The organism is Streptomyces sp. NPDC111628, from assembly GCF_055635195.1.
This window is the reverse complement of the sequence record NZ_JBVKBZ010000001.1, coordinates 1,158,400-1,182,493: the sequence shown is the minus strand read 5'-3', so window position 1 is coordinate 1,182,493 and position 24,094 is coordinate 1,158,400. Positions and strand designations below refer to the sequence as shown.

General features: G+C 70.5%; 23 protein-coding genes and 1 riboswitch. Of the genes, 14 read left to right on the top strand and 9 right to left on the bottom strand.

Annotated features, from left to right (window positions below):
• Window positions 1-45: 45 nt before the first annotated feature.
• Entirely contained in the window at window positions 46-1,638 is a 1,593-nt protein-coding gene (locus ACZ7MF_RS05805; protein ID WP_471474712.1) for a Na+/H+ antiporter, read from the bottom strand.
• Window positions 1,639-1,699: 61 nt separating this feature from the next.
• On the opposite strand from ACZ7MF_RS05805, the gene ACZ7MF_RS05800 reads away from it, so the two are divergent.
• From ACZ7MF_RS05800 to ACZ7MF_RS05790, 3 genes are all read left to right on the top strand, one after another.
• Window positions 1,700-1,960, top strand: coding sequence for a UBP-type zinc finger domain-containing protein (locus ACZ7MF_RS05800; RefSeq protein WP_471474711.1), 261 nt, complete (start codon window positions 1,700-1,702; stop codon window positions 1,958-1,960).
• Between the two features lie 250 nt (window positions 1,961-2,210).
• Window positions 2,211-2,624: an ATP-binding protein gene (locus tag ACZ7MF_RS05795; RefSeq protein ID WP_003973726.1), complete on the top strand. Its 414-nt coding sequence runs from the start codon at window positions 2,211-2,213 to the stop codon at window positions 2,622-2,624.
• Window positions 2,625-2,641: 17 nt separating this feature from the next.
• Entirely contained in the window at window positions 2,642-3,706 is a 1,065-nt protein-coding gene (locus tag ACZ7MF_RS05790; RefSeq protein ID WP_356856707.1) for an RNA polymerase sigma factor SigF, read from the top strand.
• Window positions 3,707-3,725: 19 nt separating this feature from the next.
• On the opposite strand, the gene ACZ7MF_RS05785 is transcribed toward ACZ7MF_RS05790, so the two are convergent.
• Window positions 3,726-4,184 (bottom strand): hypothetical protein, encoded by a 459-nt coding sequence (locus tag ACZ7MF_RS05785; RefSeq protein WP_471474709.1) that lies wholly within the window; start codon window positions 4,182-4,184, stop codon window positions 3,726-3,728.
• Window positions 4,185-4,311: 127 nt separating this feature from the next.
• On the opposite strand from ACZ7MF_RS05785, the gene ACZ7MF_RS05780 reads away from it, so the two are divergent.
• Window positions 4,312-5,280 (top strand): diacylglycerol/lipid kinase family protein, encoded by a 969-nt coding sequence (locus ACZ7MF_RS05780; RefSeq protein WP_356856704.1) that lies wholly within the window; start codon window positions 4,312-4,314, stop codon window positions 5,278-5,280.
• A 320-nt stretch (window positions 5,281-5,600) separates the two neighbouring features.
• Entirely contained in the window at window positions 5,601-5,858 is a 258-nt protein-coding gene (locus ACZ7MF_RS05775; protein WP_003973730.1) for a WhiB family transcriptional regulator, read from the top strand.
• Window positions 5,859-6,035: 177 nt separating this feature from the next.
• Here ACZ7MF_RS05775 and ACZ7MF_RS05770 read toward each other — a convergent pair whose 3' ends face one another.
• Both ACZ7MF_RS05770 and ACZ7MF_RS05765 read right to left on the bottom strand, forming a co-directional pair.
• Window positions 6,036-7,511, bottom strand: a complete 1,476-nt coding sequence (locus ACZ7MF_RS05770) for a histidine kinase N-terminal domain-containing protein (protein WP_471474708.1) — start codon at window positions 7,509-7,511, stop codon at window positions 6,036-6,038.
• A gap of 420 nt (window positions 7,512-7,931) precedes the next feature.
• Entirely contained in the window at window positions 7,932-8,576 is a 645-nt protein-coding gene (locus ACZ7MF_RS05765; protein WP_471474706.1) for a TetR/AcrR family transcriptional regulator, read from the bottom strand.
• 96 nt (window positions 8,577-8,672) lie between these two features.
• On the opposite strand from ACZ7MF_RS05765, the gene ACZ7MF_RS05760 reads away from it, so the two are divergent.
• Both ACZ7MF_RS05760 and nagB read left to right on the top strand, forming a co-directional pair.
• Window positions 8,673-9,425, top strand: coding sequence for an SDR family oxidoreductase (locus tag ACZ7MF_RS05760; protein WP_471474705.1), 753 nt, complete (start codon window positions 8,673-8,675; stop codon window positions 9,423-9,425).
• Between the two features lie 134 nt (window positions 9,426-9,559).
• Entirely contained in the window at window positions 9,560-10,345 is a 786-nt protein-coding gene (gene nagB / locus ACZ7MF_RS05755) for a glucosamine-6-phosphate deaminase (RefSeq protein WP_471474704.1), read from the top strand.
• A gap of 193 nt (window positions 10,346-10,538) precedes the next feature.
• Here nagB and ACZ7MF_RS05750 read toward each other — a convergent pair whose 3' ends face one another.
• The 4 genes from ACZ7MF_RS05750 to dasA all read right to left on the bottom strand — a co-directional run bounded on the left by ACZ7MF_RS05750 (window position 10,539) and on the right by dasA (window position 15,218).
• A complete protein-coding gene (locus tag ACZ7MF_RS05750; protein ID WP_471474702.1) occupies window positions 10,539-12,029 on the bottom strand; it encodes a glycoside hydrolase family 3 protein in 1,491 nt (496 codons plus the stop codon).
• Window positions 12,030-12,037: 8 nt separating this feature from the next.
• Window positions 12,038-12,868, bottom strand: coding sequence for a carbohydrate ABC transporter permease (locus ACZ7MF_RS05745; protein WP_471474701.1), 831 nt, complete (start codon window positions 12,866-12,868; stop codon window positions 12,038-12,040).
• Complete coding sequence (locus ACZ7MF_RS05740) at window positions 12,865-13,851, bottom strand: carbohydrate ABC transporter permease (RefSeq protein WP_356856690.1); 987 nt, start codon at window positions 13,849-13,851, stop codon at window positions 12,865-12,867. Before ACZ7MF_RS05740 ends, ACZ7MF_RS05745 begins: the two co-directional genes overlap by 4 nt.
• Before the next feature lie 89 nt (window positions 13,852-13,940).
• Complete coding sequence (gene dasA / locus ACZ7MF_RS05735) at window positions 13,941-15,218, bottom strand: N,N'-diacetylchitobiose ABC transporter substrate-binding protein DasA (RefSeq protein ID WP_471474699.1); 1,278 nt, start codon at window positions 15,216-15,218, stop codon at window positions 13,941-13,943.
• Window positions 15,219-15,673: 455 nt separating this feature from the next.
• On the opposite strand from dasA, the gene ACZ7MF_RS05730 reads away from it, so the two are divergent.
• The 6 genes from ACZ7MF_RS05730 to ACZ7MF_RS05705 all read left to right on the top strand — a co-directional run bounded on the left by ACZ7MF_RS05730 (window position 15,674) and on the right by ACZ7MF_RS05705 (window position 22,841).
• On the top strand, window positions 15,674-16,438 hold the full coding sequence (locus tag ACZ7MF_RS05730) for a GntR family transcriptional regulator (protein ID WP_003973740.1): 765 nt from the start codon (window positions 15,674-15,676) through the stop codon (window positions 16,436-16,438).
• A 145-nt stretch (window positions 16,439-16,583) separates the two neighbouring features.
• On the top strand, window positions 16,584-16,895 hold the full coding sequence (locus tag ACZ7MF_RS05725) for a DUF3311 domain-containing protein (protein WP_471474698.1): 312 nt from the start codon (window positions 16,584-16,586) through the stop codon (window positions 16,893-16,895).
• On the top strand, window positions 16,892-18,502 hold the full coding sequence (mctP, locus tag ACZ7MF_RS05720; RefSeq protein ID WP_361004158.1) for a monocarboxylate uptake permease MctP: 1,611 nt from the start codon (window positions 16,892-16,894) through the stop codon (window positions 18,500-18,502). Before ACZ7MF_RS05725 ends, mctP begins: the two co-directional genes overlap by 4 nt.
• A gap of 71 nt (window positions 18,503-18,573) precedes the next feature.
• Window positions 18,574-19,080 (top strand): GNAT family N-acetyltransferase, encoded by a 507-nt coding sequence (locus ACZ7MF_RS05715; protein ID WP_471474696.1) that lies wholly within the window; start codon window positions 18,574-18,576, stop codon window positions 19,078-19,080.
• A gap of 78 nt (window positions 19,081-19,158) precedes the next feature.
• Window positions 19,159-19,302: riboswitch (cobalamin riboswitch) on the top strand.
• Window positions 19,303-19,425: 123 nt separating this feature from the next.
• Window positions 19,426-21,801, top strand: coding sequence for a ribonucleoside-diphosphate reductase subunit alpha (locus ACZ7MF_RS05710; RefSeq protein ID WP_471474695.1), 2,376 nt, complete (start codon window positions 19,426-19,428; stop codon window positions 21,799-21,801).
• A complete protein-coding gene (locus ACZ7MF_RS05705; RefSeq protein ID WP_471474693.1) occupies window positions 21,801-22,841 on the top strand; it encodes a ribonucleotide-diphosphate reductase subunit beta in 1,041 nt (346 codons plus the stop codon). Before ACZ7MF_RS05710 ends, ACZ7MF_RS05705 begins: the two co-directional genes overlap by 1 nt.
• Here ACZ7MF_RS05705 and ACZ7MF_RS05700 read toward each other — a convergent pair.
• Window positions 22,754-23,020, bottom strand: coding sequence for a hypothetical protein (locus ACZ7MF_RS05700; RefSeq protein WP_356856678.1), 267 nt, complete (start codon window positions 23,018-23,020; stop codon window positions 22,754-22,756). The two genes, ACZ7MF_RS05705 and ACZ7MF_RS05700, sit on opposite strands and share 88 nt — an antisense overlap.
• 92 nt (window positions 23,021-23,112) lie before the next feature.
• On the opposite strand from ACZ7MF_RS05700, the gene ACZ7MF_RS05695 reads away from it, so the two are divergent.
• Window positions 23,113-24,081: a GlxA family transcriptional regulator gene (locus ACZ7MF_RS05695; RefSeq protein ID WP_471474692.1), complete on the top strand. Its 969-nt coding sequence runs from the start codon at window positions 23,113-23,115 to the stop codon at window positions 24,079-24,081.
• Window positions 24,082-24,094 lie beyond the last annotated feature (13 nt).

Below are 24,094 nucleotides of genomic sequence, written 5' to 3'. Positions count from 1 at the left end.
GGTCGGGACCGCCGCCCCGACGCGCCCGCGCACCCCTGCGCCCGCTCACGTCGCCTCCCGGTATGCGGCCGCCTCCTCCAGGTCCAGCCGGCGCAGCAGGGTCCGGAGCATCTCGTCGTCGATGTAGCGGCCGTCCCGCAGCCGGACGAAGACCTCGCGCTCGGCGCTGATCATCTCCCGGGAGAGTCGCCGGTAGGTGTCGTCGACGGTCTCGCCGGTGACGGGATTGACCTGGCCGAGCCGTTCCCAGACGGCGTTGCGGCGGCGCTCCAGGACCATGCGGAGGCGGTCCGCGAGCGGCGCCGGCAGGGCGTTGCGCTGGTCGGCGAGCAGATCGTCCAGGCGCAGTTCCGCGACCCGCGAGGCCTGCGCCTGGGCGTTGGCCTCCGCCAGCGTCTCCGCCTGCACGTCGTGCGCCGGGAACTTCAGCAGGCGGATCAGCGGCGGCAGGCTGACGCCCTGGACGACCAGGGTGCCGATGACCGTGGTGAAGGTGAGGAACAGGATGAGGTTGCGCTCGGGAAAGGGCTCGCCTCCGTGCACGGTGAGCGGGATGGAGAACGCGATGGCCAGGGAGACCACGCCCCGCATCCCGGCCCAGCCGATCACGAACGGCCCCTTCCAGGAGAGCTCGCCCTCGCGCGCGCGTACCCGTGCCGACAGCCGGGGCAGGAACGTCGCCGGGTACACCCACACGAACCTGGCCACGGCGACCACCAGGAAGACGGCGAGGGCGTACCAGGCGGCGTCGGCCCCCTCGTACTCCCCCAGGCCCCTGAGGACGACGGGCAGCTGGAGCCCGATGAGGGCGAACACGGCCGACTCCAGGACGAACGCGACCATCTTCCACACCGCCTCCTCCTGGAGCCGGGTGGCGAAGTCGACCTCCCACGCGCGGTGGCCGAGGTAGAGCGCGACGACGACCACCGCGAGCACCCCGGAGGCGTGCACCTGCTCGGCGACCGCGTAGGCGACGAACGGGATCAGCAGGGAGAGCGTGTTCTGCAGCAGCGCCTCCGTCAGGTGGGTGCGCAGCCAGTGCAGCGGCACCATCAGGACCAGTCCGACGCCGACGCCGCCCACCGCCGCGATGAGGAACTCGCCGATCCCGCCGGCCCAGGTCGCCCCCTCGCCGACGGCCGCGGCGAGCGCCACCTTGAAGGCGGTGATCGCGGTGGCGTCGTTCACCAGGGACTCGCCCTGGAGGATCGTGGTGATCCGGGAGGGCAGCCCCACGCGGCGGGCGACCGCCGTGGCCGCGACGGCGTCCGGGGGCGCCACGACCGCCCCGAGCACCAGGGCCGCGGTCAGCGGCAGGCCCGGCACGATGAGGTACGCCGCGCAGCCGACGACGAAGGTGGCGAACAGGACGTAACCCACGGACAGCAGCGCCACGGGCCGGGCCTGCGCCCGCAGGTCCAGGTAGGAGCTGTCGGTGGCCGCCGTATAGAGCAGCGGGGGCAGCAGCAGGGGCAGGACGATGTGCGGGTCGAGGGTGTAGTCGGGCACACCGGGTACGTAGCTCACCGCCAGGCCCACCGCGACCAGGAGCAGCGGCACCGGCACCGGCACGCGTCGTCCCGCCGCGGCGACCGCGGCGCTGCCCGCCACCAGCAACAGCAGCGGCATCACGTCCATCGTCCTCGCCCGCCCTCGTTTTCCGCGCGCTCATCCGCACACCCGTCGTAACCTGGCAATCATGAAACAGTGCACGCACGCCGACGCGCTGCCGCACCCGGAACCCGAGCCGTGCGGCGAGACCTGTCCGGAGTGTCTCGCCGAGGGCACGGACCCGGTGCAGCTGAGGCTGTGTCTCGTCTGCGGTCATGTCGGCTGCTGCGACTCCTCGCCGAACCGGCACGCGACAGCGCATTACAAGGAGAGCGGCCACCCGGTGATGAGGACCTACGAGCCCGGGGAGAGCTGGCGCTGGTGCTTCGTCGACCACGTCCTGGTGTGACCTCTGCCCGGGACGGTTCGACCGTCTGACGTCTGGGTACGTCAACCCGGCGCGCGCTCTTCCGATTTGGGCCCGCCGACCCCCTAGCCACTGTGCGTGTTCGCGTGTTTACTATGAGTGACAGCACGGGGTTGGGGTCTCGGGGACAGGAAACTTCGGAGCGCGATAACGTCACCGCTGAACCACGTGTCGCGTTATCCCGAGGGGCGTCCCTCGGCCCTGTAACGCTTGTACCACCTTGGAGGTGAGGGTGTCCCAGATCGCAGGCGAGCCCGCGACCCAGGACTTCGTCGAAGTCCGGCTGCCGGCCGCGGGTGCCTACCTGTCGGTGCTGCGTACGGCGACGGCCGGCCTCGCAGCTCGTTTGGACTTCACCCTCGACGAGATCGAGGACCTGCGCATCGCAGTCGACGAGGCCTGCGCGATCCTGCTGCAGCAGGCCGTGCCCGGCTCGGTGCTCAGTTGTGTCTTCCGCCTCGTCGACGACTCGCTCGAGGTCACCGTCTCGGCGCCGACCACGGACGGCCACGCGCCGTCCCGGGACACCTTCGCCTGGACGGTGCTCTCCGCCCTCGCGGGCAAGGTCTCCTCTGCCGTGGACGAGGACAAAACCGTTTCGATCAGCCTCTACAAACAGCGCGGCGCGGGACCCGGGCCGACGTGAGGGACGGGGACGGGCCGGTGCGGGACGAAGAGCGCGGTACACGGGAGCTGCCGGCCGAGGGCACACGTTCTCCGAACGAGGCGCGACGGACGGCGGACGGCATCGACGGCATCCCCGAGCAGGCCCGGCCGCATCCGGAGGACGAGACCCCGCCCGGGGCCGTCGTTCCGGGCGACGGGCAGCGGACCGGGGAGACCCCCGTCCGGCCCGTCCGAGCGGAGGCGAGGGCTCGGGAAAGGGCAACGGGCGGGACGATGAGCGAGCACGAGCGACACTCCGAGGGCCACGCGCCGGGTGCACGGGGCACTCAGGGCACACGGCACGACCCGCAGGACCGCAGCGGTGCGCGCCTCCTGTTCGCCGAGCTGCGCACGCTGACGAAGGACAGCCCGGAGTACGCGGAGCTGCGCAATCGGCTGGTCCGCATGCACCTGCCGCTGGTCGAGCACCTCGCGCGCCGCTTCCGCAACCGCGGCGAGCCCCTGGACGACCTGACCCAGGTCGCCACCATCGGCCTGATCAAGTCGGTGGACCGCTTCGACCCGGACCGCGGCGTGGAGTTCTCCACGTACGCGACGCCCACGGTCGTCGGCGAGATCAAGCGGCACTTCCGGGACAAGGGCTGGGCGGTGCGCGTCCCGCGGCGGCTCCAGGAGCTGCGGCTGGCCCTGACGACGGCCACGGCGGAGCTGTCCCAGCTGCACGGCCGCTCCCCCACGGTCCACGAGCTGGCCGAGAAACTGGCGATCTCGGAGGAGGAGGTCCTGGAGGGCCTGGAGTCGGCCAACGCGTACTCCACGCTGTCCCTGGACGTCCCCGACACCGACGACGAGTCCCCGGCGGTCGCCGACACCCTCGGCGCCGAGGACGAGGCCCTGGAGGGCGTCGAGTACCGGGAGTCGCTCAAACCGCTCCTCGAGGACCTGCCACCGCGGGAGAAGCGCATCCTGCTGCTGCGCTTCTTCGGCAACATGACCCAGTCCCAGATCGCGCAGGAGGTCGGCATCTCCCAGATGCACGTGTCCCGGCTGCTGGCCCGCACGCTGGCACAGCTGCGGGAGAAGCTGCTGGTCGAGGAGTAACCGCCGGTCGACGGGTGCCTTACGGCTGCTTCCCGGCGTTGCCGGGCCCCCGGATGCCGAGGGCCTCGGTGGTCGTCGGATTGACGAGCAGCACCAGCGCGGTGACGGCCACGACACCGAGCACGATGCCCGCCGGAACGGCCAGGCTGTCGGCCCGCACCATGTTGTAGGCGACGGGCAGCGCCATGATCTGCGTGATCACGGCGGGCCCCCGGCTCCAGCCCCGTCGGGCGATCAGTCCGCGGGCGGCGAGCAGCGGCAGCAGGGCGAGGACGATCAGCGTGACTCCGCCGGTGACGGCCGAGGTCCGGTCGTCGGGGTGTCCGGTGAGACCCCCCACGAGCATCCAGCCGCCGCCGACGACGAGCGCCAGCCCCTCCAGCGCGGCGATCGCGGCCGCGGCGGTCAGCCGGCCGGGGCGAGGGCCCGCCTCTTCGGCGGTTGCGGAGGCGGGGGTGGGGGTCTGCTCACTGCTCACCCCGAAAGGGTAGCCCTCGGTGCGCCCGCGTCCTCCGCGGTGTCCCACGTATCACGCCTGCCGTCCGCCGGTGACCATCTTCACCTCGGTCTGGGCCGAGTACCACCCAGTAGGTACCCTGCACAGCATGCGTGCACTTCTCGTGGTCAATCCGGCGGCAACCACCACGAGTGCGCGCACGCGCGACGTGCTGATCCACGCGCTCGCGAGCGAGATGAAGCTGGAGGCGGTCACCACCGAGTACCGCGGCCACGCGCGCGACCTCGGCCGGCAGGCGGCGCAGAGCGACGACATCGACCTGGTGGTGGCCCTCGGCGGCGACGGCACGGTGAACGAGGTCGTCAACGGTCTGCTGCACGCGGGCCCCGACCCGGAGCACCTGCCCGGTCTCGCGGTGGTCCCGGGTGGTTCCACCAACGTCTTCGCCCGCGCCCTCGGTCTGCCCAACCATGCGGTGGAGGCCACCGGAGCCCTGCTGGACGCCCTGCGCGAGGGCAGCGAGCGGACCGTCGGCCTGGGGCTGGCGTCGGGTACGCCCGGCTCGGAGGACGAGGCGGTTCCGGCCCGCTGGTTCACCTTCAACGCCGGTCTGGGGTTCGACGCCGGCGTGGTCGGCCGGGTCGAGCAGCACCGTGAGCGCGGCAAGAAGTCGACGCACGCCCTCTACGTCCGCCAGGTGGTGCGTCAGCTCATCGGCGAGCCGCACCGCCGCAGCGGGACGATCACTCTGGAGCGGGCGGGCGAGGACCCGGTCACCGATCTGGTCCTGTCCATAGTTTCGAACACCTGCCCCTGGACGTTCCTCGGGAATCGCCCGATCTACGCCTCTCCCGAGGCGTCGTTCGACACCGCCCTCGACGTGTTCGGCCTCAGCCGGCTGTCGACGGCCGCGGTTGCCCGGTATGGCACCCAGTTGCTCACTTCGTCCCCCGAGCGCGGGCCGCGGGGCCGTCATGCGGTCTCCCTGCACGATCTGACCGAGTTCACCTTGCATTCGAAGGTGCCCCTGCCCCTTCAGATGGACGGTGACCACCTGGGGTTGCGGACCAGCGTGACGTTCACAGGCGTACGCCGTGCACTGCGTGTGATTGTGTGAGCAGAAGGGGCGAAAGTCCTTTCACTCGAACGTTTAGACCAGGGTCCACCCCATGGAAGTACGGCTGTGACCTAGTCGACACCGAAGAATCAAAAAAAACTTTCCGGAAGGGGTTGTATCCGCCGCCGAGGTTTGCGAGTCTCTTCTTGGCGATCGGGACAGCCCGCAGGACCGGCATCCACAGATCACCGGAACCCCTCTTCAAACCACAGGACCACGCCAGGGAACCTGGCGCTAGGCCCTTCCCTTGTTGAGGGATTCGTGAAAGCGTTCACATTCACAAGCATCCCAGCATGTAATACCAAGGAGAGGTAGCAGCCATGGACTGGCGTCACCGCGCCGTTTGCCGCGAGGAAGACCCCGAGCTCTTCTTCCCCATCGGCAACACCGGTCCCGCGCTGCTGCAGATCGAGGAAGCCAAGGCCGTCTGCCGTCGCTGCCCCGTCATGGAGCAGTGCCTGCAGTGGGCGCTCGAGTCCGGCCAGGACTCCGGCGTCTGGGGTGGTCTCAGCGAGGACGAGCGCCGCGCAATGAAGCGCCGTGCCGCCCGCAACCGGGCTCGTCAGGCCTCCGCCTGACAACCCACCCCTACTGACAGCCTCAGCTTGGCGGCGCGTACAGCGAGTACGCATCCCCCGCTCCCGAGCCGCAGCGCGCAGTACCCCCGATGCGCATCGGACGATGTATCGCACGAGCACTGGCCTCGGACCTTCACCGGTCCGGGGCTTTTTGCTGTGCCCACCGCCCGACGGCCGCTACTTCTCGGCGGGCACCGGGATGTCGAGGATCACGCGGCACCCGCGCTCCGCCGCCGGGACCATGTCGAACGCCCCGCCCAGCTCGCCCTCCACCAGGGTGCGGACGATCTGCAGGCCGAGGTTGCCGGAGCGGTGCGGGTCGAAGTCCTCGGGCAGGCCGACTCCGTCGTCCTGGACGGTGACCAGCAGCCTGGCCTCCTTCGTCGTACCGCCGCGGACCGCGGAGACCTCGACCGTGCCGGTGTCGCCGTCCCGGAAGCCGTGCTCCAGGGCGTTCTGCAGCACCTCGGTCAGCACCATGGACAGCGGGGTGGCGACCTCGGCGTCGAGGATGCCGAAGCGTCCGGTGCGCCGGCCGGTGACCTTGCCCGGCGAGATCTCCGCCACCATCGCCAGCACGCGGTCGGCGATCTCGTCGAACTCCACGCGCTCGTCCAGGTTCTGGGAGAGCGTCTCGTGCACGATCGCGATCGAGCCGACCCGGCGCACGGCCTCCTCCAGCGCCTCGCGGCCCCGGTCGGACTCGATGCGGCGGGCCTGCAGGCGCAGCAGGGCCGCCACCGTCTGGAGGTTGTTCTTCACCCGGTGGTGGATCTCCCGGATGGTGGCGTCCTTGGTGATCAATTCGCGTTCACGGCGGCGCAGTTCCGTCACGTCCCGCAGGAGAACGAGCGAACCGATGCGGGTGCCCTTGGGTTTGAGCGGGATGGCGCGGAACTGGATCACCCCGTCGTGTGCCTCGATCTCGAACTCACGCGGCGCCCAGCCGCTGGCCACCTTGGCGAGCGCCTCGTCCACCGGCCCGCGGGACGGGGCGAGTTCGGCGGTGGTCCGGCCCAGGTGCTGGCCCACCAGGTCGGCGGCCAGGCCCATGCGGTGGTAGGCCGACAGCGCGTTCGGCGAGGCGTACTGGACGATGCCGTCCCCGTCGACCCGGACCAGGCCGTCGCCGACGCGGGGCGAGGCGTCCATGTCGACCTGCTGGTTCTCGAACGGGAAGGCGCCGGCCGCGATCATCTGGGCCAGGTCGGAGGCGCTCTGCAGGTAGGTGAGCTCCAGCCGGCTCGGCGTACGCACCGTGAGCAGGTTGGTGTTGCGGGCGATGACCCCGAGGACGCGTCCCTGGCGGCGTACGGGGATGGACTCGACGCGGACCGGGACCTCCTCGCGCCACTCGGGGTCGCCCTCGCGCACGATGCGGCCCTCGTCCAGGGCTGCGTCCAGCATGGGGCGCCGGCCGCGCGGGACGAGGTGGCCGACCATGTCGTCCTGGTACGAGGTGGGGCCGGTGTTGGGCCGCATCTGGGCGACGGAGACGTAGCGCGTGCCGTCGCGGGTGGGGACCCACAGGACGAGGTCGGCGAAGGAGAGGTCGGAGAGAAGCTGCCACTCCGAGACCAGCAGATGGAGCCACTCGAGGTCGGAGTCGTCGAGTGCGGTGTGCTGGCGTACGAGTTCGTTCATGGAGGGCACGGGGCTGAGCGTACCTGGCGGTACGGACCGCGCTCGAAACCAGCCGCACTCCACCGCGCCCCCGCCGCGCCGGGTAAGCCCCGGAAACACCCGCGGGCCGCGGCGCCTGAGAGGGACCCTCAGCCCTCTCGGCACCGCAGCCCGGAGCAACATCGGCCGTGGGGTGTGCGGTCCCGGTCGGCCGAAGGATGAGGAGCCGGAGCAGTCAGGGCAGAGAGCGCCGGTTCCTCGGTCCGTCCTCCTGTGCGGGGAGGGCGGAAGCCTGACGATCACTTTGCGTGAGCGACACGGTCAGTTCCTCAGGAACCATTGTGGACTAGACCACTAACCGTGTCCATGCGGTGGACGTTGTTTGTTGTTGGTGACTTGTGGCGACCGGACCACCGTCCGGGCAGCCGCCAGAAGCCTAACCCCGTTGGCTCAACCTCGGGGCCAGACCGCCAGCGCAATTTCCGCGAGCGCCTCCAGCTCCGCCCTGCTCGCGCCGTCCCGCGCCTGCTGGGACATGCCCTGGATCATCGCACCGGTGTACCGGGCGAGGGCGGCGGCGTCCGTGTCCGGCGGCAGCACACCCTCGTCCATGTCGGCACCGATCCGGCTCTCGATGGCGGCGATGTTCGCGTTGCGCCGCTCCCGCAGGGACTCCTCCACCTCGGCGGTCGAGCAGTTGGCGGCCGCGTGGATGACGAGGCAGCCGTGCGGCCGGCCGGGGGCCGTGTACTCGGCGGCGGCCTCGCGCAGCATCCTCTCTATGCCCGCACGCGCGGTCGGCTCCTCGGCGAGGGCGCGCTCGCCGAACGAGCCGAACCGCACCCCGTACTCCTGGACGACCTCCTCGAAGAGCGAGCGCTTGTCGCCGAAGGCGGCGTAGAGGCTCGGGGCTCCGATGTCCATGACCCGCGTCAGGTCGGAGACGGAGGTGGCCTCGTACCCGTGCTCCCAGAACGCCAGCAGGGCCGCCTCCAGCGCCGTCGCCCGGTCGAAGGAGCGCGGGCGGCCGCGGGTCCTGGCCGCGCCACTGCGGGCAGGCGCCCCGGACCATTCGGTCTTCTCACCGCTCACCATGGAGTGCATTTTATAGCGGCCACTAGAAAAAAGCCCCCGGACCGTTGTAACGTCATTTCTGTAGCGATCACTAGCGAAAGCGAAGGGGGCGCCGGGATGGGCGTGCTTGCGGGCAGGACGGCACTCGTCACGGGGGCGAGCAGGGGCATCGGGCGGGGCATCGCGGAGCGGCTGGGCCGCGACGGCGCCCGGGTCGCGGTGCACTACGGGAGGAACGAGGCGGCGGCGAAGGAGACGGCCGCCGCGATCGAGGCCGGGGGCGGCTCGGCGTTCACGATCAGGGCCGACCTGGGCGCTCCGGGTGCCGCCGAGGCGCTGTGGGAGCAGTTCGACAGACACGCCGAAGGGCTGGACGTGCTGGTGAACAACGCGGGGATCGGCAACACCCGCCCCATCGGAGAGATAGGGGAGGCGGAGTACGACGCGGTCTTCACGGTCAACGTGAAGGCACCGTTCTTCATCCTCAAGCACGGGATGGGGCGGCTGCGCGACGGCGGCCGGGTCATCAACATCTCGTCGGGCCTGGCCCGCACGGCGGTGATGCCGGACAACATGGCGTACGCGATGACGAAGGGCGCGCTGGACGTGTTCTCCCGCGACCTCTCCAAGGTGCTGGGCACCCGCGGCATCACGGTGAACTCGGTGGCGCCCGGCATCATCGACACGGACAACACGGCCGGGATGCTGCACGGGAGCGAGGGCGGCTGGGAGCGGGCGGCGGCGTTCTCCGCGCTGGGCGGGGTGGGGGCGCCGGCCGAGGTGGCCGACGTGGTCGCGTTCCTCGCCTCGCACGGGGGCCGGTGGGTCACGGGAAGCTGGGTGGACGCCACGGGAGGTTCGCTGACCTGACACCACGGCCGGAACGGCGCCACCCGCCTGACCGTTTCAGCGCGACCGCGCGGTCCCGCTCTGTTAGATTGGTCTAAACCACATAGCCAGTCCCGGGCCCCGGGTGAGTCCTCTCTTCGAAACGGCAGGCCAGCGTGGAAGTTGTCATCGTTCCCGATGCCAAGGCGGGCGGCGAACTCATAGCCGAGGCCATGGCGCAGCTGCTCCGGCGCAAGCCCGACGCCCTGCTCGGGGTGGCCACCGGCTCGACGCCGCTGCCCGTGTACGAGGCGCTGGCGGCCAAGGTGCGCTCGGGTGCCGTGGACACCGCGCGGGCGCGGATCGCCCAGCTCGACGAGTACGTGGGGCTGCCCGCGGAGCACCCGGAGTCCTACCGCTCGGTGCTCCGGCGCGAGGTGCTCGAACCGCTGGGCATCGGTATGGACGCGTTCATGGGCCCCGACGGCACGGCCGCGGACGTGCAGGCGGCGTGCGCGGCCTACGACGCGGCGCTGGGCGGGACCGGCGGGGTCGACCTCCAGCTGCTGGGCATCGGCACGGACGGGCACATCGGCTTCAACGAGCCGTGCTCCTCGCTCGCCTCGCGGACCCGGATCAAGACCCTGACCGAGCAGACCCGGGTCGACAACGCGCGCTTCTTCGACGGTGACATCGAGCAGGTGCCGCACCACGTGATCACGCAGGGCATTGGCACCATCCTGGAGGCGCGGCACGTGGTGCTGCTCGCCACCGGGGAGGGGAAGGCCGACGCGGTCGCCGCGAGCGTCGAGGGTCCGGTCGCGGCCGTGTGCCCGGCCTCCGCCCTGCAACTGCACCCGCACGCCACGGTCGTCGTCGACGAGGCCGCCGCGTCCAAGCTCAAGCTCGCCGACTACTTCCGGCACACCTACGCCCACAAGCCGGACTGGCAGGGCATCTGAGCCACCCGGTCCGCGCCCACGGGGCGGACTCCCACGCGCGAACGGCGCCGGATCCCGTCGAAGGGGACCCGGCGCCGTCGTCGTACCCACGCCCGCGCCGACCCGCGCGCGAAGTACGTACGCCGACGCACGCACGCGAAGGCGCCGGCCCCGTCACGGGACCGGCGCCTTCGGTGGGGCGACGAGGTAGGTGTCAGACGCCCGCGATGGCCTCCGCCGCCGCTCGGCCGCAGACGCGGGCCGCGCCGTGGGTGGCCAGGTGGAGGGCGCCGCGGGGTTCCGCACGCGGGACGCCCATCTCGACGACGATCGTGTCGGGGCGGGCCGCCAGCAGGACGTCGAGGGCCGCCGCCATCCAGGGGTGGCGGTGCTCGTCGCGGACGACGGCGACGATCCGCCGCGCGCCCGCCGCGGCCAGCGCCTCGCGGCCCGCGTCGGCCCCGTTGAAGCTGCCGGTCTCCGTGCCCGGGAGCAGCCGGCCCAGCTCGGCCGCCACGCCCCACGGGGTCTCGTCGCCGACCGCGATGTTCGCCACCGGCGTGAGCGCGGCGACGTACGGCGGTTCGGTGAGCGGCGCGGGCTCCCCCGCGACGGTGACGCGCAGCGCGCGGCGGGCCGCACGCAGGCCGACGTCGCCGTCCGCGGTGTCCGCGGCCGCGTCGGCGAGACGGTTCTCCGCGGCCCACCGGGACAGGGACCGGACGCGTTCGGCCGCGTCGGCCAGGCGCTCCTCGGGCAGTTCGCCCGCGCGGACGGCCTCGACCAGCGCGTCGCTGAGCCGCCGTACGGTGCCCTCGTCGTGCAGGCCGCCGCCCACGCAGATCGCGTCGGCACCGGCGGCGATGGCCATGACGGTGCCGCGTTCGATGCCGTAGGTGCCGGCGATGGCCTTCATCTCGATGCCGTCGGTGACGATGAGCCCGTCGTAGCCCAGTTCGCCGCGGAGCAGGTCGGTCAGGATGCGCCGGGACAACGTTGCCGGGAGCTCCGGGTCCAGGGCCGGGACCAGGATGTGGGCGCTCATCACCGCGCGGCTGCCGGCGGCGACGGCGGCGCGGAAGGGGACCAGGTCGCGTTCGGCCAGCACGTCGGCGCCCACGTCGATGCGCGGCATGGCGTGGTGGGAGTCGATGCCCGTGTCGCCGTGGCCCGGGAAGTGCTTGGCGGAGGTGGCCACGCCCGCGGACTGCATCCCGGTGATGTAGGCGGCGGTGTGCCGGGCGACCAGGTCGGTGTCGGAGCCGAAGGCGCGCACCCCGATCACCGGGTTGTCCGGGTTGGAGTTCACGTCGGCGGACGGCGCCCAGTTGAAGTTGACGCCCGAGGCGGCGAGCCGGCGGCCCAGTTCCGCGGCCACCGCCCGGGTGAGGCCGACGTCGTCCACCGCGCCGAGGGCGTGGTTGCCGGGGAAGGAGGAGCCGGTGCGCACCTCGAGACGGGTGACGTCGCCGCCCTCCTCGTCGATCGCGACCAGCAGGTCCTCGCGCTCGGCGCGCAGCTGTGCGGTCAGGGCGGCCACCTGCTCGGGCGAGGCGACGTTGCGCCCGAACAGGGCGACGGACGCCAGCCCTTCGCCGATGCGGCGCAGCAGCCAGTCGGGGGCGGTGGTGCCGGCGAAGCCGGGCTGGAGGACGGCGAGCGCGTCGCGCGTGAGGGTGTCGGTGGCCCTGGCGAGGGTCGTCATCGGTGGTGCTATCCCTTCACGGCGCCGGCGGTCAGGCCACTGACGGCCTTGCGCTGGAGGTAGACGAAGAGGATCAGGATCGGGATGGCGAACAGGGAGGACGCGGCCATGGTCGCGCCCCAGTTGTCGCCGAAGACGGTCTGGAAGCTGGTCAGCCACAGCGGCAGGGTCTGGGACTCCGCCTCCTTGTTGACGACCAGGACGAGCGGCAGCTCGTTCCAGGCGGTGATGAAGCCGAACATCGAGGTGGACATCAGGCCCGGGGCGAGCAGCGGCAGGATGACGCGGCGGAAGGCCTGCATTCGGGTGCAGCCGTCGACCATCGCCGACTCCTCCAGCTCCTTCGGCACGGCGGCGACGAAGCCGCGCAGTGTCAGGATGGTGAAGGGCAGGATCATCATCATGTAGAAGAGCGTGAGCGGCACCAGGCTGTTCAGCATCGACGCGTCGCGCACGATCATGTAGATCGCGATGACCATGACTTCCCAGGGCGCCATCTGGGCGAGCATGAAGCCGATGATGAAGCCGCGCCGGCCCTTGAACCGCATCCGCGCCAGGGCGAAGGATCCGGCCAGCGCGATGACCAGCGAGAAGACGACCGCACAGACGGTGACGATGAGCGAGTTGCTCACGTACGTCCAGAAGTGGTCGGCCTCGGTCGCGGTCTTGAAGTGCTCGAAGGTGACGTCGGTCGGGAACCAGACCGGGTCCTCCGAGATGATGTCCCCGGTCGGCTTGAAGGCCGTCGCGAACATCCAGTAGACGGGGAAGACGAGGCCGATGAACAGGACGACGGCCGTGACGTTGGGCCACACGCGGCCGAAGAGCGAGCGCTTCACAGCTCGTCCTCCTCTTGCTTGAGCACGATCCTGAGGTAGTACGCGGTCAGGCCGAGCAGGATCAGGATGGTCAGGACCGCGATCGCCGCACCCATGCCGTAGTGCTGGTTGCCGACACCCTCGATGTAGGCGTAGACGGGCAGGATCTCGGTGAGACGGTCCGGTCCGCCGCCGTTGAACGTGTAGACCTGGACGAAGGCCTTGAAGATCCAGATGACTTCGAGGAACGTCGTCGCGTAGAGGAACGGGCGCAGGAACGGCAGGGTGACCGAGGTGAAGCTGCGCCACATGCCGGCCCCGTCGAGGGCGGCGGCCTCGTACAGCTCGTCGGGGATGGTGGTGGTCGCCGCGTACAGGTTGATCGCGACGAACGGGACGGACATCCAGACGATCAGCACGGTGACGACGAAGAAGGTCGAGAACTGGCTGCCGGTCCAGCTGAAGTCGGCCATGGAGTGCCAGCCGAGCTTGTCGAGCACCCAGTTGACGACGCCGAAGCGCTGGGCGAAGAGCCACTGGTAGACGGTGGTCGCGGCGACCACGGGCATGGCCCACGCCAGCACCAGGCCGATCATCAGCACGAACCGCATCACCCTGCCGAGGCGGGCGAGCAGCAGGCCGATCAGACCGCCCACCACCATGGTGAGGACGACGTTGACCGCGGTGAAGATGATGGAACGGACGGTGACGCGCCAGAAGTCCTCGCCGGTGAGGACCTCCTTGTAGTTGTCGAAGCCGGTCCACTCGGTGACGTGCTGGATCAGCTGCGCCATGTTGAGGTTCTGGAAGGACAGCAGGCCGTCCTTCACCAGCGGCCAGCCGAGCAGCAGCACGGTGGCCGCGGCGGCGGGCAGCAGCAGCAGATACGGGGCCAGCGCGCCGGCACGCGACGCGGCTCTCGCTCTGGGCCCGCCGGTTCCCCCACCGTCCGCCTTGCGGACGTCCGACGGGCCTGAGGGCGGCCGTTCGGTCTGCACGGTCATGCTCGCGGTCTCTCTCTTCTCGACCTGTTCACCTCGACGCCGGGGGCGGGGGCCGTCGTGTGCCGACCCCCGCCCCGGCTCACCCGGTGCTACTGCTGCTGCGCCAGGCGCTTGTTGAACTCGCCCTCGACCTGCTTGGCGGCCTCGGCCGGGGACTTCCCCTTCATGACGGCCGTCAGGTACGTCTTGATCGGGTTCGGGTCGTTCTCGACGGCGGCCCACTCCGGGATCAGCGGCGTGGTGTCACCGGTACCGGCGGCCGGCGCGGCGGCCTCGGCGGCGGCGTTGCCCTTCAGGTTGCTCTGCAGCGCCTCCTTGTTCGGGATGACACCGTTGGCCTTGGCCAGCGCACCCTCGTACTTGTCGGAGAGCGCGAGCTTCAGGAACTCCTTGGCCAGGTCCTGCTTCTTGCTGCCCGCGGCGACGGCCAGGTTGGAGCCGCCGAGGAAGACGCCCTCGGGCTTGTCGGCCGTGGGGCCGGGGATGGTGAAGTAGCCGAGGTCCTTCTCGATCGCCGGGTTGGTGGCGATCGCGGTGGCGCCCTCCCAGCCCATGCCGATGAAGGAGCCGGTCTTGCCCTTGGCGAAGATCTCGCCCTGCTGCGGGGTGGCCTCGTCCTTGTCCTTGGGCGCCTTGGAGAGGGCCTGGAACTTCTTGTAGGTCTCGGTGGCGGCGGCGACCTTCGGGTCGGACAGGTTGGAGACGTACTTGTCGCCGTCCTTCTTGACCAGCTCGCCGCCCTCGCCGATGACCAGGCCCACGAAGTGGTACCAGTTCTGGCCGGGCAGGTAGATCGGCTCGGCGTCGGTCTTCTCGCCGATCGTCTTGAGGTCGTTGTAGAACTCGTCGCGGGTCTTGGGCAGTTCCTTGATGCCCGCGTCCGCCCAGATCTTCTTGTTGTAGACGACGACGCGGTTGACCACGAACCACGGGGCCGCGTACTGCTTGCCGTCGAACACGGCGGACTTGTTGAGGGACTCGGACCAGTCGGTGCCGATCTCGCCCTTGAGGTCACTCAGGTCGGCGAGGCCGCCGGTCTTGGCGTAGGCCGGGGTCTGGGTGTTGCCGATCTCGAAGACGTCGGGCGGGTTCTCCTCGGAGAGGGCGGTGGTCAGCTTCTGCTGAATGCCGTTCCACTTCTGGATCTCGAACTTGACCTTGGCCTTGGTCTTCGCCTCGAACTCCTTGGCGAGGTCCGCCTGCCAGTCGTCGGGCGAGGAGCCGTCCATCACCCAGACGGTGAGCGTCTCGCCGGCGTAGCCGTCGGCGCCGGCCTTCTTGCCGTCGTCGTCGCTGTCGCCCCCGCACGCGGCGATCGAGACCATCATGCCCGCGATACCGATCGCGGCTATAAGCTTGCGCTTCACGCCAACCCTCCTCAGGGATGCCACACAACCCCCCTGCCTCCCCGCGGTTGCTCGTCGACGCGGACCGCCCATGGGGCCGGGACCTGGACCAATGGTGTAGACCAGTACGGGGAGCTTGGCCCAGACCAATAGGCCTGTCAAGGGTGTTCAAACCCAGTCCTCGCCTCCGTGATGGGACCGAGATATGCAGGGACCTTTCATTGCGCAAGCGACAGATCGGGCGGACCGGGACCGGGTGTACCACCCCCCACCGAATGACGTGCGGAGACGACTCCGAACGCGCGTACCAGCGGCGTCCGACTGGCCTGTGGACTAGACCAAGGGTGTTCCCGCGGGTATACAGAAGGGATCACGGAGCGTGCGGGGGCCATCCCGGCACGAAGCCGTGCCACGATGTGAGCCGTGGCCGACAGGGACAGCGGTCGCTTCGGCATCCGGAGCCGGGAAGGCAGAGCATGAGCACCGACGTCAGCAGTGCGGAGAACGAGGGTGGGGCGACCGTCCGTACCGCGCGCGTGCCCAAGTACTACCGTCTGAAGAAGCATCTGCTCGACATGACCCGGACCCAGACCCCGGGCACACCGGTTCCGCCGGAGCGCACCCTGGCCGCCGAGTTCGACACCTCGCGCACGACGGTGCGCCAGGCCCTGCAGGAGCTGGTCGTCGAGGGCCGCCTGGAGCGCATCCAGGGCAAGGGCACCTTCGTCGCCAAGCCCAAGGTGTCGCAGGCGCTGCAACTCACCTCGTACACCGAGGACATGCGGGCCCAGGGCCTCGAACCGACCTCTCAGCTGCTGGACATCGGTTACATCACCGCCGACGACCGGCTCGCCGGGCTGCTGGACATCACGGCCGGCGGCCGGGTGCTGCGCATCGAGCGGCTGCGCATGGCCAACGGCGAGCCGATGGCGATCGAGACCACCCACCTCAGCGCCAAGCGCTTCCCCGCCCTGCGCCGCTCCCTGGTGAAGTACACGTCCCTCTACACCGCGCTCGCCGAGGTGTACGACGTCCATCTCGCCGAGGCCGAGGAGACCATCGAGACCTCCCTGGCCACCCCGCGCGAGGCCGGTCTGCTCGGCACCGACGTGGGCCTGCCCATGCTGATGCTCTCCCGGCACTCGCAGGACCGCACCGGTCAGCCGGTGGAGTGGGTGCGCTCGGTGTACCGGGGCGACCGCTACAAGTTCGTGGCCCGCCTCAAGCGGCCCCAGGACTAGCACAAATCCGGCATAGCTCCGCGCGCACAGGCGCGAAGTTGCAGTTGAGGACCGATATACGGACGAGGTCTTCCGCTGTCTTGACACCGTCACCTACATTTCGTGCGCACTGCACGAGGTGATCAGCGAGGGGACGGAGCCGCGCATGTCAGAAGACACAGAAGTGAGCAGAGAGCCGGTGGTGACGCCGGTGCGCGTCGTCATCGGGCTCTGTCTTGTCGCACCGTTCGTCGCCATGCTGTGGGTCGGTTCGTACACCAAGACGGACCCGACCTTCATCGGCATCCCGTTCTTCTACTGGTACCAGATGGCCTGGGTGCTGATCTCGACCGTGCTGACGGTGACCGCGTACAAGCTGTGGCAGTGGGACCAGCGCGGCCGCGCCGCCGCCCGCTCCGCCGCCGCCCCCTCCTCTCCGTCCGCTCCCTCCGCTCCGAAGGGCGGTGAGTCGCGATGAACGACGGCGTGAACGGCGTCGCACTCGCCGTCTTCATCTTCTTCTTCGTCCTCGTCACCGCCATGGGCTTCCTGGCCGCCCGCTGGCGCCGGGCCGAGAACGAGCACAGCCTCGACGAGTGGGGCCTCGGCGGCCGCTCGTTCGGCACCTGGGTCACCTGGTTCCTGCTGGGCGGCGACCTGTACACCGCGTACACCTTCGTGGCCGTCCCGGCGGCGATCTACGCGGCGGGCGCGTCCGGCTTCTTCGCGGTGCCGTACACGATCCTGGTCTACCCGCTGATCTTCACCTTCCTGCCCCGCCTGTGGTCGGTCTCGCACAAGCACGGGTACGTGACGACCTCGGACTTCGTGCGCGGCCGGTTCGGCTCCAAGGGCCTGTCGCTGGCGGTGGCCGTCACCGGCATCCTGGCGACCATGCCGTACATCGCGCTCCAGCTGGTCGGCATCCAGGCCGTGCTCGACGTGATGGGCGTCGGCGGCGGCGAGGACACCAACTGGTTCGTCAAGGACCTGCCGCTGCTGATCGCCTTCGGTGTGCTGGCGGCGTACACGTACTCGTCGGGGCTGCGCGCCCCCGCGCTGATCGCGTTCGTGAAGGACACGCTGATCTACATCGTCATCGCGGTGGCGATCATCTACATCCCGATCAAGCTGGGCGGCTTCGACGACATCTTCGCTTCGGCGAGCGACAAGTTCACCGAGGCGGGCAAGGGCGGGGTGGTGCCGGACGCGGGGGGCCAGTGGACCTACGCGACCCTGGCGCTCGGCTCGGCCCTGGCGCTGTTCATGTACCCGCACTCGATCACCGCCACGCTGTCCTCGCGCAGCCGTGAGGTGATCCGCCGCAACACCACGATCCTGCCGCTGTACTCGCTGATGCTGGGCCTGCTCGCGCTGCTCGGCTTCATGGCGATCGCGGCCGGGGTGAAGGTGGACAACGGCCAGCTGGCGATCCCGCAGCTGTTCGAGAACATGTTCCCGGACTGGTTCGCGGGTGTCGCCTTCGCGGCGATCGGCATCGGCGCGCTGGTCCCGGCGGCGATCATGTCGATCGCGGCCGCGAACCTGTTCACCCGCAACATCTACAAGGACTTCATCAAGCCGGACGCCACGCCGCAGCAGGAGACGAAGGTCTCCAAGCTGGTGTCGCTGCTGGTGAAGGTGGGCGCGCTGATCTTCGTCCTGGGCATGGACAAGACCGTCGCGATCAACTTCCAGCTGCTGGGCGGCATCTGGATCCTGCAGACCTTCCCGGCCCTGGTCGGCGGCCTGTTCACCCGCTGGTTCCACCGCTGGGCGCTGCTCGGCGGCTGGGCGGTCGGCATGGTCTACGGCACCGTCGCCGCCTACGGTGTCGCCTCGCCGACGCAGAAGCACTTCGGCGGCTCCTCCGACGAGATCCCCGGCATCGGCGAGATCGGCTACATCGGTCTCACCGCCTTCGTGCTGAACGTGCTGGTCACCGTGGTCCTGACCTTCGTCCTGCGGGCCGTCAAGGCGCCCGACGGCGTCGACGAGACCAAGCCGTCCGACTACACGGCGGACGCCGGCGACCCCGGCGTCCAGGTGGAACTGCCCCCGGCCACGGCGGGCAGCTCGCACTAGCGGCGCTCTTCAGCGGGCCGTCGGAGAAATCCGGCGGCCCGTTGTCGTACCCGTGGGGCACACTCGGCGTCATGGACTTCGTGATCCGGCGGGCGACGGCCGAGGAGTACGACACCCTCGGCGAGATCACCGCGCAGGCCTATCTGCGCGACGGCCTCCTCGACTTCGGGGAGAGCGACACCTACCTGGACGAGCTGCGCGACGTGGCCAAGCGGGCGGCGGCCGCCGAGGTGCTGGTCGCCGTGGCCGACGGCCGGGTGCTCGGCGGCGTGACCTTCGTGCCCTCCGGCGGCCCCATGGCGGACATCGCGCGTCCCGGCGAGGCCGAGATACGCATGCTCGCCGTCGCCCGCGAGGCACGCGGCCGCGGGGCGGGCGAGGCTCTGGTGCGGGCCTGCCTCGACCGCGCCCGGACGGTGGCCGGTTGCACGGGCGTCGTGCTGTCGACCCAGACCGCCATGCGCACCGCCCACCGCCTCTACGCCCGCCTGGGCTTCGCCCGCACGCCCGACCGCGACTGGAACCCGCTGCCGGAGCTGGACGACATCACGCTGCTCACCTACGCACTGACGCTCTGACACGGCCGCGGCACCCCGCCACAACACCCCGCCGAGACACAACATCTGGGGGTGCTCGCGCCCCCCGGCACAAGATGTATGCTCGTGCTCGCTGTCGCCGCAGGGGAATCCGGTGCGAATCCGGAACTGTCCCGCAACGGTGTACTTGCGTGCATCCGTACGTCTTCGCACGTGCGCGCACGCCTGTCCAGTCCGAGGACCTGCCGACAGTGCGCCCGGCCGTCCCGGTCCGGGTGCCATGTCGTCCGGGCCTCGTGGAGTGGGCCGGTGGACGCGGACGCCGTGCGCGCTCGTGAGCCCCCCTGCCCTCCGCCAGGCCCCGTGCCGAGCGAGGGAGTGCTCCACGTGACCATCGCGCCAGCCGATCCGGCTTCAGCGACCCCGGTGACGGCGACCGGGGAACCCGACGGACCCGGTGCCGCCCTGCTGCGGACCCTGACCGGGCTGACCGCCGACCTCCAGGGCGCCGACCCCGGCCGGGTGGCCGCCGCCGCACTGCGCGGCCGGTCCGCCCGCGCCGACGAGGCCGAGCTGCGCGAGCTGGCCACCGAGGCGGCCGCCGGTCTGATCTCGGAGGACCCGGTCTACTCCCGGCTGGCCGCCCGCCTGCTGACCATCGGCATCCGCGCCGAGGCCGCCTCCCAGGGCGTCGTCACCTTCACCGGCTCCGTCGCCACCGGCCACCGCGAGGGCCTGATCGCCGACCGCACCGCGGCCTTCGTACGGCTGCACGCGGCCCGCCTCGACGGGCTGATCGACCCGGCCGCCGACGACCGCTTCGGCTACTTCGGCCTGCGCACCCTCTACAGCCGCTACCTGCTCCGCCACCCGATCACCCGCAAGGCGGTGGAGACGCCCCAGCACTTCCTGCTGCGGGTCGCCGCCGGACTCGCCGAAGACGACACCTCCCGCGCGGTGGACGAGGTCGCCGCCCTGTACGGCCTGATGAGCCGCCTGGACTACCTGCCCTCCTCCCCCACCCTCTTCAACTCCGGCACCCGGCACGCCCAGATGTCGTCCTGCTACCTCCTGGACTCCCCCAAGGACGAGCTGGACTCCCTCTACGACCGCCTCCACCAGGTGGCCCGCCTGTCCAAGCACGCCGGCGGCATCGGCATCGCCTACTCCCGCGTCCGCGCCCGGGGTTCGCTGATCCGGGGCACCAACGGGCACTCCAACGGCATCGTCCCGTTCCTGAAGACGCTGGACGCCTCGGTGGCGGCCGTGAACCAGGGCGGCCGGCGCAAGGGCGCGGCGGCGGTCTACCTGGAGACCTGGCACGCGGACGTCGAGGAGTTCCTGGAGCTGCGGGACAACACCGGCGAGGACGCCCGCCGTACGCACAACCTGAACCTCGCGCACTGGGTGCCGGACGAGTTCATGCGGCGGGTGGACGCCGACGGGACCTGGTCGCTGTTCTCCCCCGCCGACGTGCCGGAGCTGACCGACCTGTGGGGCGAGGAGTTCGACGCGGCCTACCGCAGGGCGGAGGAGGCGGGGCTCGCCCGCAAGTCGCTGCCCGCCCGCGAGCTGTACGGCCGCATGATGCGCACCCTCGCGCAGACCGGCAACGGCTGGATGACCTTCAAGGACACCGCCAACCGCACGGCGAACCAGACCGCGACCCCCGGTCACGTCGTCCACTCCTCCAACCTCTGCACGGAGATCCTGGAGGTCACCGACGACGGGGAGACGGCGGTCTGCAACCTGGGCTCGGTCAACCTCGGCGCGTTCGTCGACCCGGCGCAGGGGGACATGGACTGGGAGCGCCTGGACGCCACCGTCCGCACCGCGGTCACCTTCCTGGACCGGGTCGTCGACATCAACTTCTACCCGACCGAGCAGGCGGGCCGCTCCAACGCCCGCTGGCGCCCGGTCGGCCTCGGCGCGATGGGCCTCCAGGACGTCTTCTTCCAGCTGCGCCTGCCCTTCGACTCCCCCGAGGCGAAGGCCCTGTCCACCCGCATCGCCGAGCGGATCATGCTCGCCGCGTACGAGACCTCCGCCGACCTCGCCGAGCGGGGCGGCCCGCTGCCGGCCTGGGAGAAGACCCGTACGGCCAAGGGGGTGCTGCACCCGGACCACTACGGCGTCGAGCCCGCCTGGCCGGAGCGCTGGGCCGCGCTGCGCGCGCGCATGGCGACCACCGGGCTGCGCAACTCGCTGCTCCTGGCCATCGCGCCGACCGCGACCATCGCCTCCATCGCCGGGGTCTACGAGTGCATCGAGCCGCAGGTGTCCAACCTGTTCAAGCGCGAGACGCTGTCGGGTGAGTTCCTCCAGGTCAACTCGTACCTGGTGGACGACCTCAAGCGGCTCGGCGTGTGGGACGCACGCACCCGTGAGGCGCTGCGCGAGGCCAACGGCTCGGTGCAGGGCTTCACCTGGATCCCCGAGGACGTGCGCGCGCTGTACCGCACGGCCTGGGAGATCCCGCAGCGCGGCCTGATCGACATGGCCGCCGCCCGCACCCCTTACCTCGACCAGGCCCAGTCGCTGAACCTGTTCCTGGAGACGCCGACCATCGGGAAGCTCTCCTCGATGTACGCGTACGCCTGGAAGCAGGGCCTGAAGACCACGTACTACCTGCGTTCGCGCCCGGCGACCCGGATCGCCCGCGCCGCGGCCCGCGCCACCACCGTCCCCGTGCAGGCCGGCCCGGACCCCGAAGCGGTCGCCTGCTCCCTGGAAAACCCCGAGTCCTGCGAGGCCTGCCAGTAATGACCACCGAGATCCCCGCGAACCCCGCGACGCCCGTCACGAAGAACCTGCTCGACCCGGGCTTCGAGCTGACCCTGCGCCCCATGCGCTACCCGGACTTCTACGAGCGCTACCGGGACGCCATCAAGAACACCTGGCACGTCGAGGAGGTCGACCTCCACTCGGACGTCGCCGACCTGGCGAAGCTCAGCCCCATGGAGCAGCACCTGATCGGCCGCCTGGTGGCCTTCTTCGCCACGGGTGACTCGATCGTCGCGAACAACCTGGTGCTGACCCTCTACAAGCACATCAACTCCCCCGAGGCGCGGCTGTACCTGTCCCGCCAGCTCTTCGAGGAGGCCGTCCACGTCCAGTTCTATCTGACGCTGCTCGACACCTACCTGCCCGACCCGGAGGACCGCGCCGCCGCCTTCGCGGCCGTGGAGAACATCCCGTCCATCCGGGAGAAGGCCGAGTTCTGCTTCAGGTGGATGGACTCGGTGGAGTCGATCGACCGGCTGGAGACGCCGGCCGACCGGCGCCGCTTCCTGCTGAACCTGATCTGCTTCGCGGCCTGCATCGAGGGCCTGTTCTTCTACGGCGCCTTCGCCTACGTCTACTGGTTCCGCAGCCGGGGGCTGCTGCACGGCCTGGCCACCGGCACCAACTGGGTGTTCCGGGACGAGACCATGCACATGTCCTTCGCGTTCGACGTCGTCGACACCGTGCGCAAGGAGGAGCCGGAGCTGTTCGACGACCGGCTCCAGGAGCAGGTCACCGACATGCTGCGGGAGGCCGTCGAGGCCGAGCTGCAGTTCGCGCGCGACCTGTGCGGTGACGGCCTCCCGGGCATGAACACCGACTCGATGCGGCAGTACCTGGAGTGCGTGGCCGACCAGCGTCTGACGCGCCTCGGCTTCGCCCCGGTGTACGGCTCCGAGAACCCCTTCTCCTTCATGGAGCTGCAGGGGGTTCAGGAGTTGACCAACTTCTTCGAGCGGCGCCCCTCGGCGTACCAGGTGGCGGTGGAGGGCACGGTCGACCTGTCCGAGGACTTCTGAGTCTTCTGGGTCTCCTTCCCGTGGCGGGTCCGGGCCTCCCCGTCCTCCTGGGCCTCCCTGATCTGGCGGTCGATGCGCCGGTCGCGCACGATGCCGATCACCGAGGGCAGGATCATGAGGACGAGGAGTCCGAAGGTGGCGAGCATTCCGACGAGGGCTTCGATCTGGTTTCCGGTCATGACACCACTGTCACGCCGGTGACTCCTTACCGGGAGTGGCAGGACTGCCGTAAGGCCTCGATTTCCTGCCACCGGCGAGGCACACTGGCGGCATGCTGAAGAACGTGGCCGCCGTCCTGCTGGACGGTGCGCATCCCTTCGAACTCGGCGTGATCTGCGAGGTCTTCGGCATCGACCGGAGCGACGAGGGCCTGCCGGGGTACGACTTCGCGGTGGTCTCCGCGGAGGGCCCCACGCTGGGCACCCACGTCGGCGGGCTGACCGTCTCCACGCCGTACGGTCTGGAGCGGCTGGAGGAGGCCGACCTGATCGCGGTGCCGGCGGGCAGCGACTTCGTCCGCCGGGAGTACCCGCCCGACCTGCTGGACGCCCTGCGCAGGGCGACGGACCGGGGCACACGTGTACTGAGCGTGTGCTCCGGCGTCTTCGTGCTGGGCGCGGCAGGCCTGCTGGACGGGCGGCGGTGCGCGGTGCACTGGCACCACGCGGACGAGCTGGCCCGGCAGCACCCGCGGGCCCGGGTCGCGCCGGACGTGCTCTATGTCGACGAGGACCCGGTGATCACCTCCGCCGGGACCGCCGCCGGCATCGACGCCTGCCTGCACATCGTGCGCAAGGAGCAGGGGCCGGAGGTCGCCAACCGGATCGCCCGGCGCATGGTGGTGCCGCCGCACCGGGACGGCGGGCAGGCGCAGTACATCGAACGGCCGCTGCCGCGCTCCTCCTGCGACACCGTCGGCGAGGTGCTGGCCTGGATGGAGCAGCACCTCGACGAGGAGGTCACGGTCGAGCAGTTGGCGGTCCGGGCGCACATGTCCCCGCGCACCTTCGCCCGCCGCTTCCAGCAGGAGACGGGGACGACTCCCTACCGCTGGATCCTGCGCCAGCGCGTCCTGCTGGCCCAGCGGCTGCTGGAAGCGACGGACGAGACGATGGACACGATCGCCTGGCGCGCCGGTTTCGGCACGGCGGCGGCCCTGAGGCACCAGTTCACCAGGGCCCTGGGCACCACCCCGCAGGCCTACCGGCGCACCTTCCGGGGCCCGGAGGCCGCCGCCTGAACCGTCGGGCCCG

Bases quoted from the DNA above. Each gene is read 5' to 3' on its own strand.
- ACZ7MF_RS05800 (WP_471474711.1), top strand. From the start codon at position 1,700: ATGAAACAGTGCACGCACGCCGACGCGCTGCCGCACCCGGAACCCGAG.
- ACZ7MF_RS05725 (WP_471474698.1), top strand. From the start codon at position 16,584: ATGTCAGAAGACACAGAAGTGAGCAGAGAGCCGGTGGTGACGCCGGTG.
- ACZ7MF_RS05700 (WP_356856678.1), bottom strand. From the start codon at position 23,020: ATGACCGGAAACCAGATCGAAGCCCTCGTCGGAATGCTCGCCACCTTC.
- ACZ7MF_RS05760 (WP_471474705.1), top strand. From the start codon at position 8,673: ATGGGCGTGCTTGCGGGCAGGACGGCACTCGTCACGGGGGCGAGCAGG.
- ACZ7MF_RS05775 (WP_003973730.1), top strand. From the start codon at position 5,601: ATGGACTGGCGTCACCGCGCCGTTTGCCGCGAGGAAGACCCCGAGCTC.
- ACZ7MF_RS05715 (WP_471474696.1), top strand. From the start codon at position 18,574: ATGGACTTCGTGATCCGGCGGGCGACGGCCGAGGAGTACGACACCCTC.
- ACZ7MF_RS05765 (WP_471474706.1), bottom strand. From the start codon at position 8,576: ATGGTGAGCGGTGAGAAGACCGAATGGTCCGGGGCGCCTGCCCGCAGT.
- ACZ7MF_RS05750 (WP_471474702.1), bottom strand. From the start codon at position 12,029: ATGACGACCCTCGCCAGGGCCACCGACACCCTCACGCGCGACGCGCTC.
- ACZ7MF_RS05740 (WP_356856690.1), bottom strand. From the start codon at position 13,851: ATGACCGTGCAGACCGAACGGCCGCCCTCAGGCCCGTCGGACGTCCGC.
- mctP (WP_361004158.1), top strand. From the start codon at position 16,892: ATGAACGACGGCGTGAACGGCGTCGCACTCGCCGTCTTCATCTTCTTC.
- ACZ7MF_RS05705 (WP_471474693.1), top strand. From the start codon at position 21,801: ATGACCACCGAGATCCCCGCGAACCCCGCGACGCCCGTCACGAAGAAC.
- ACZ7MF_RS05805 (WP_471474712.1), bottom strand. From the start codon at position 1,638: ATGGACGTGATGCCGCTGCTGTTGCTGGTGGCGGGCAGCGCCGCGGTC.
- ACZ7MF_RS05695 (WP_471474692.1), top strand. From the start codon at position 23,113: ATGCTGAAGAACGTGGCCGCCGTCCTGCTGGACGGTGCGCATCCCTTC.
- ACZ7MF_RS05730 (WP_003973740.1), top strand. From the start codon at position 15,674: ATGAGCACCGACGTCAGCAGTGCGGAGAACGAGGGTGGGGCGACCGTC.
- ACZ7MF_RS05780 (WP_356856704.1), top strand. From the start codon at position 4,312: ATGCGTGCACTTCTCGTGGTCAATCCGGCGGCAACCACCACGAGTGCG.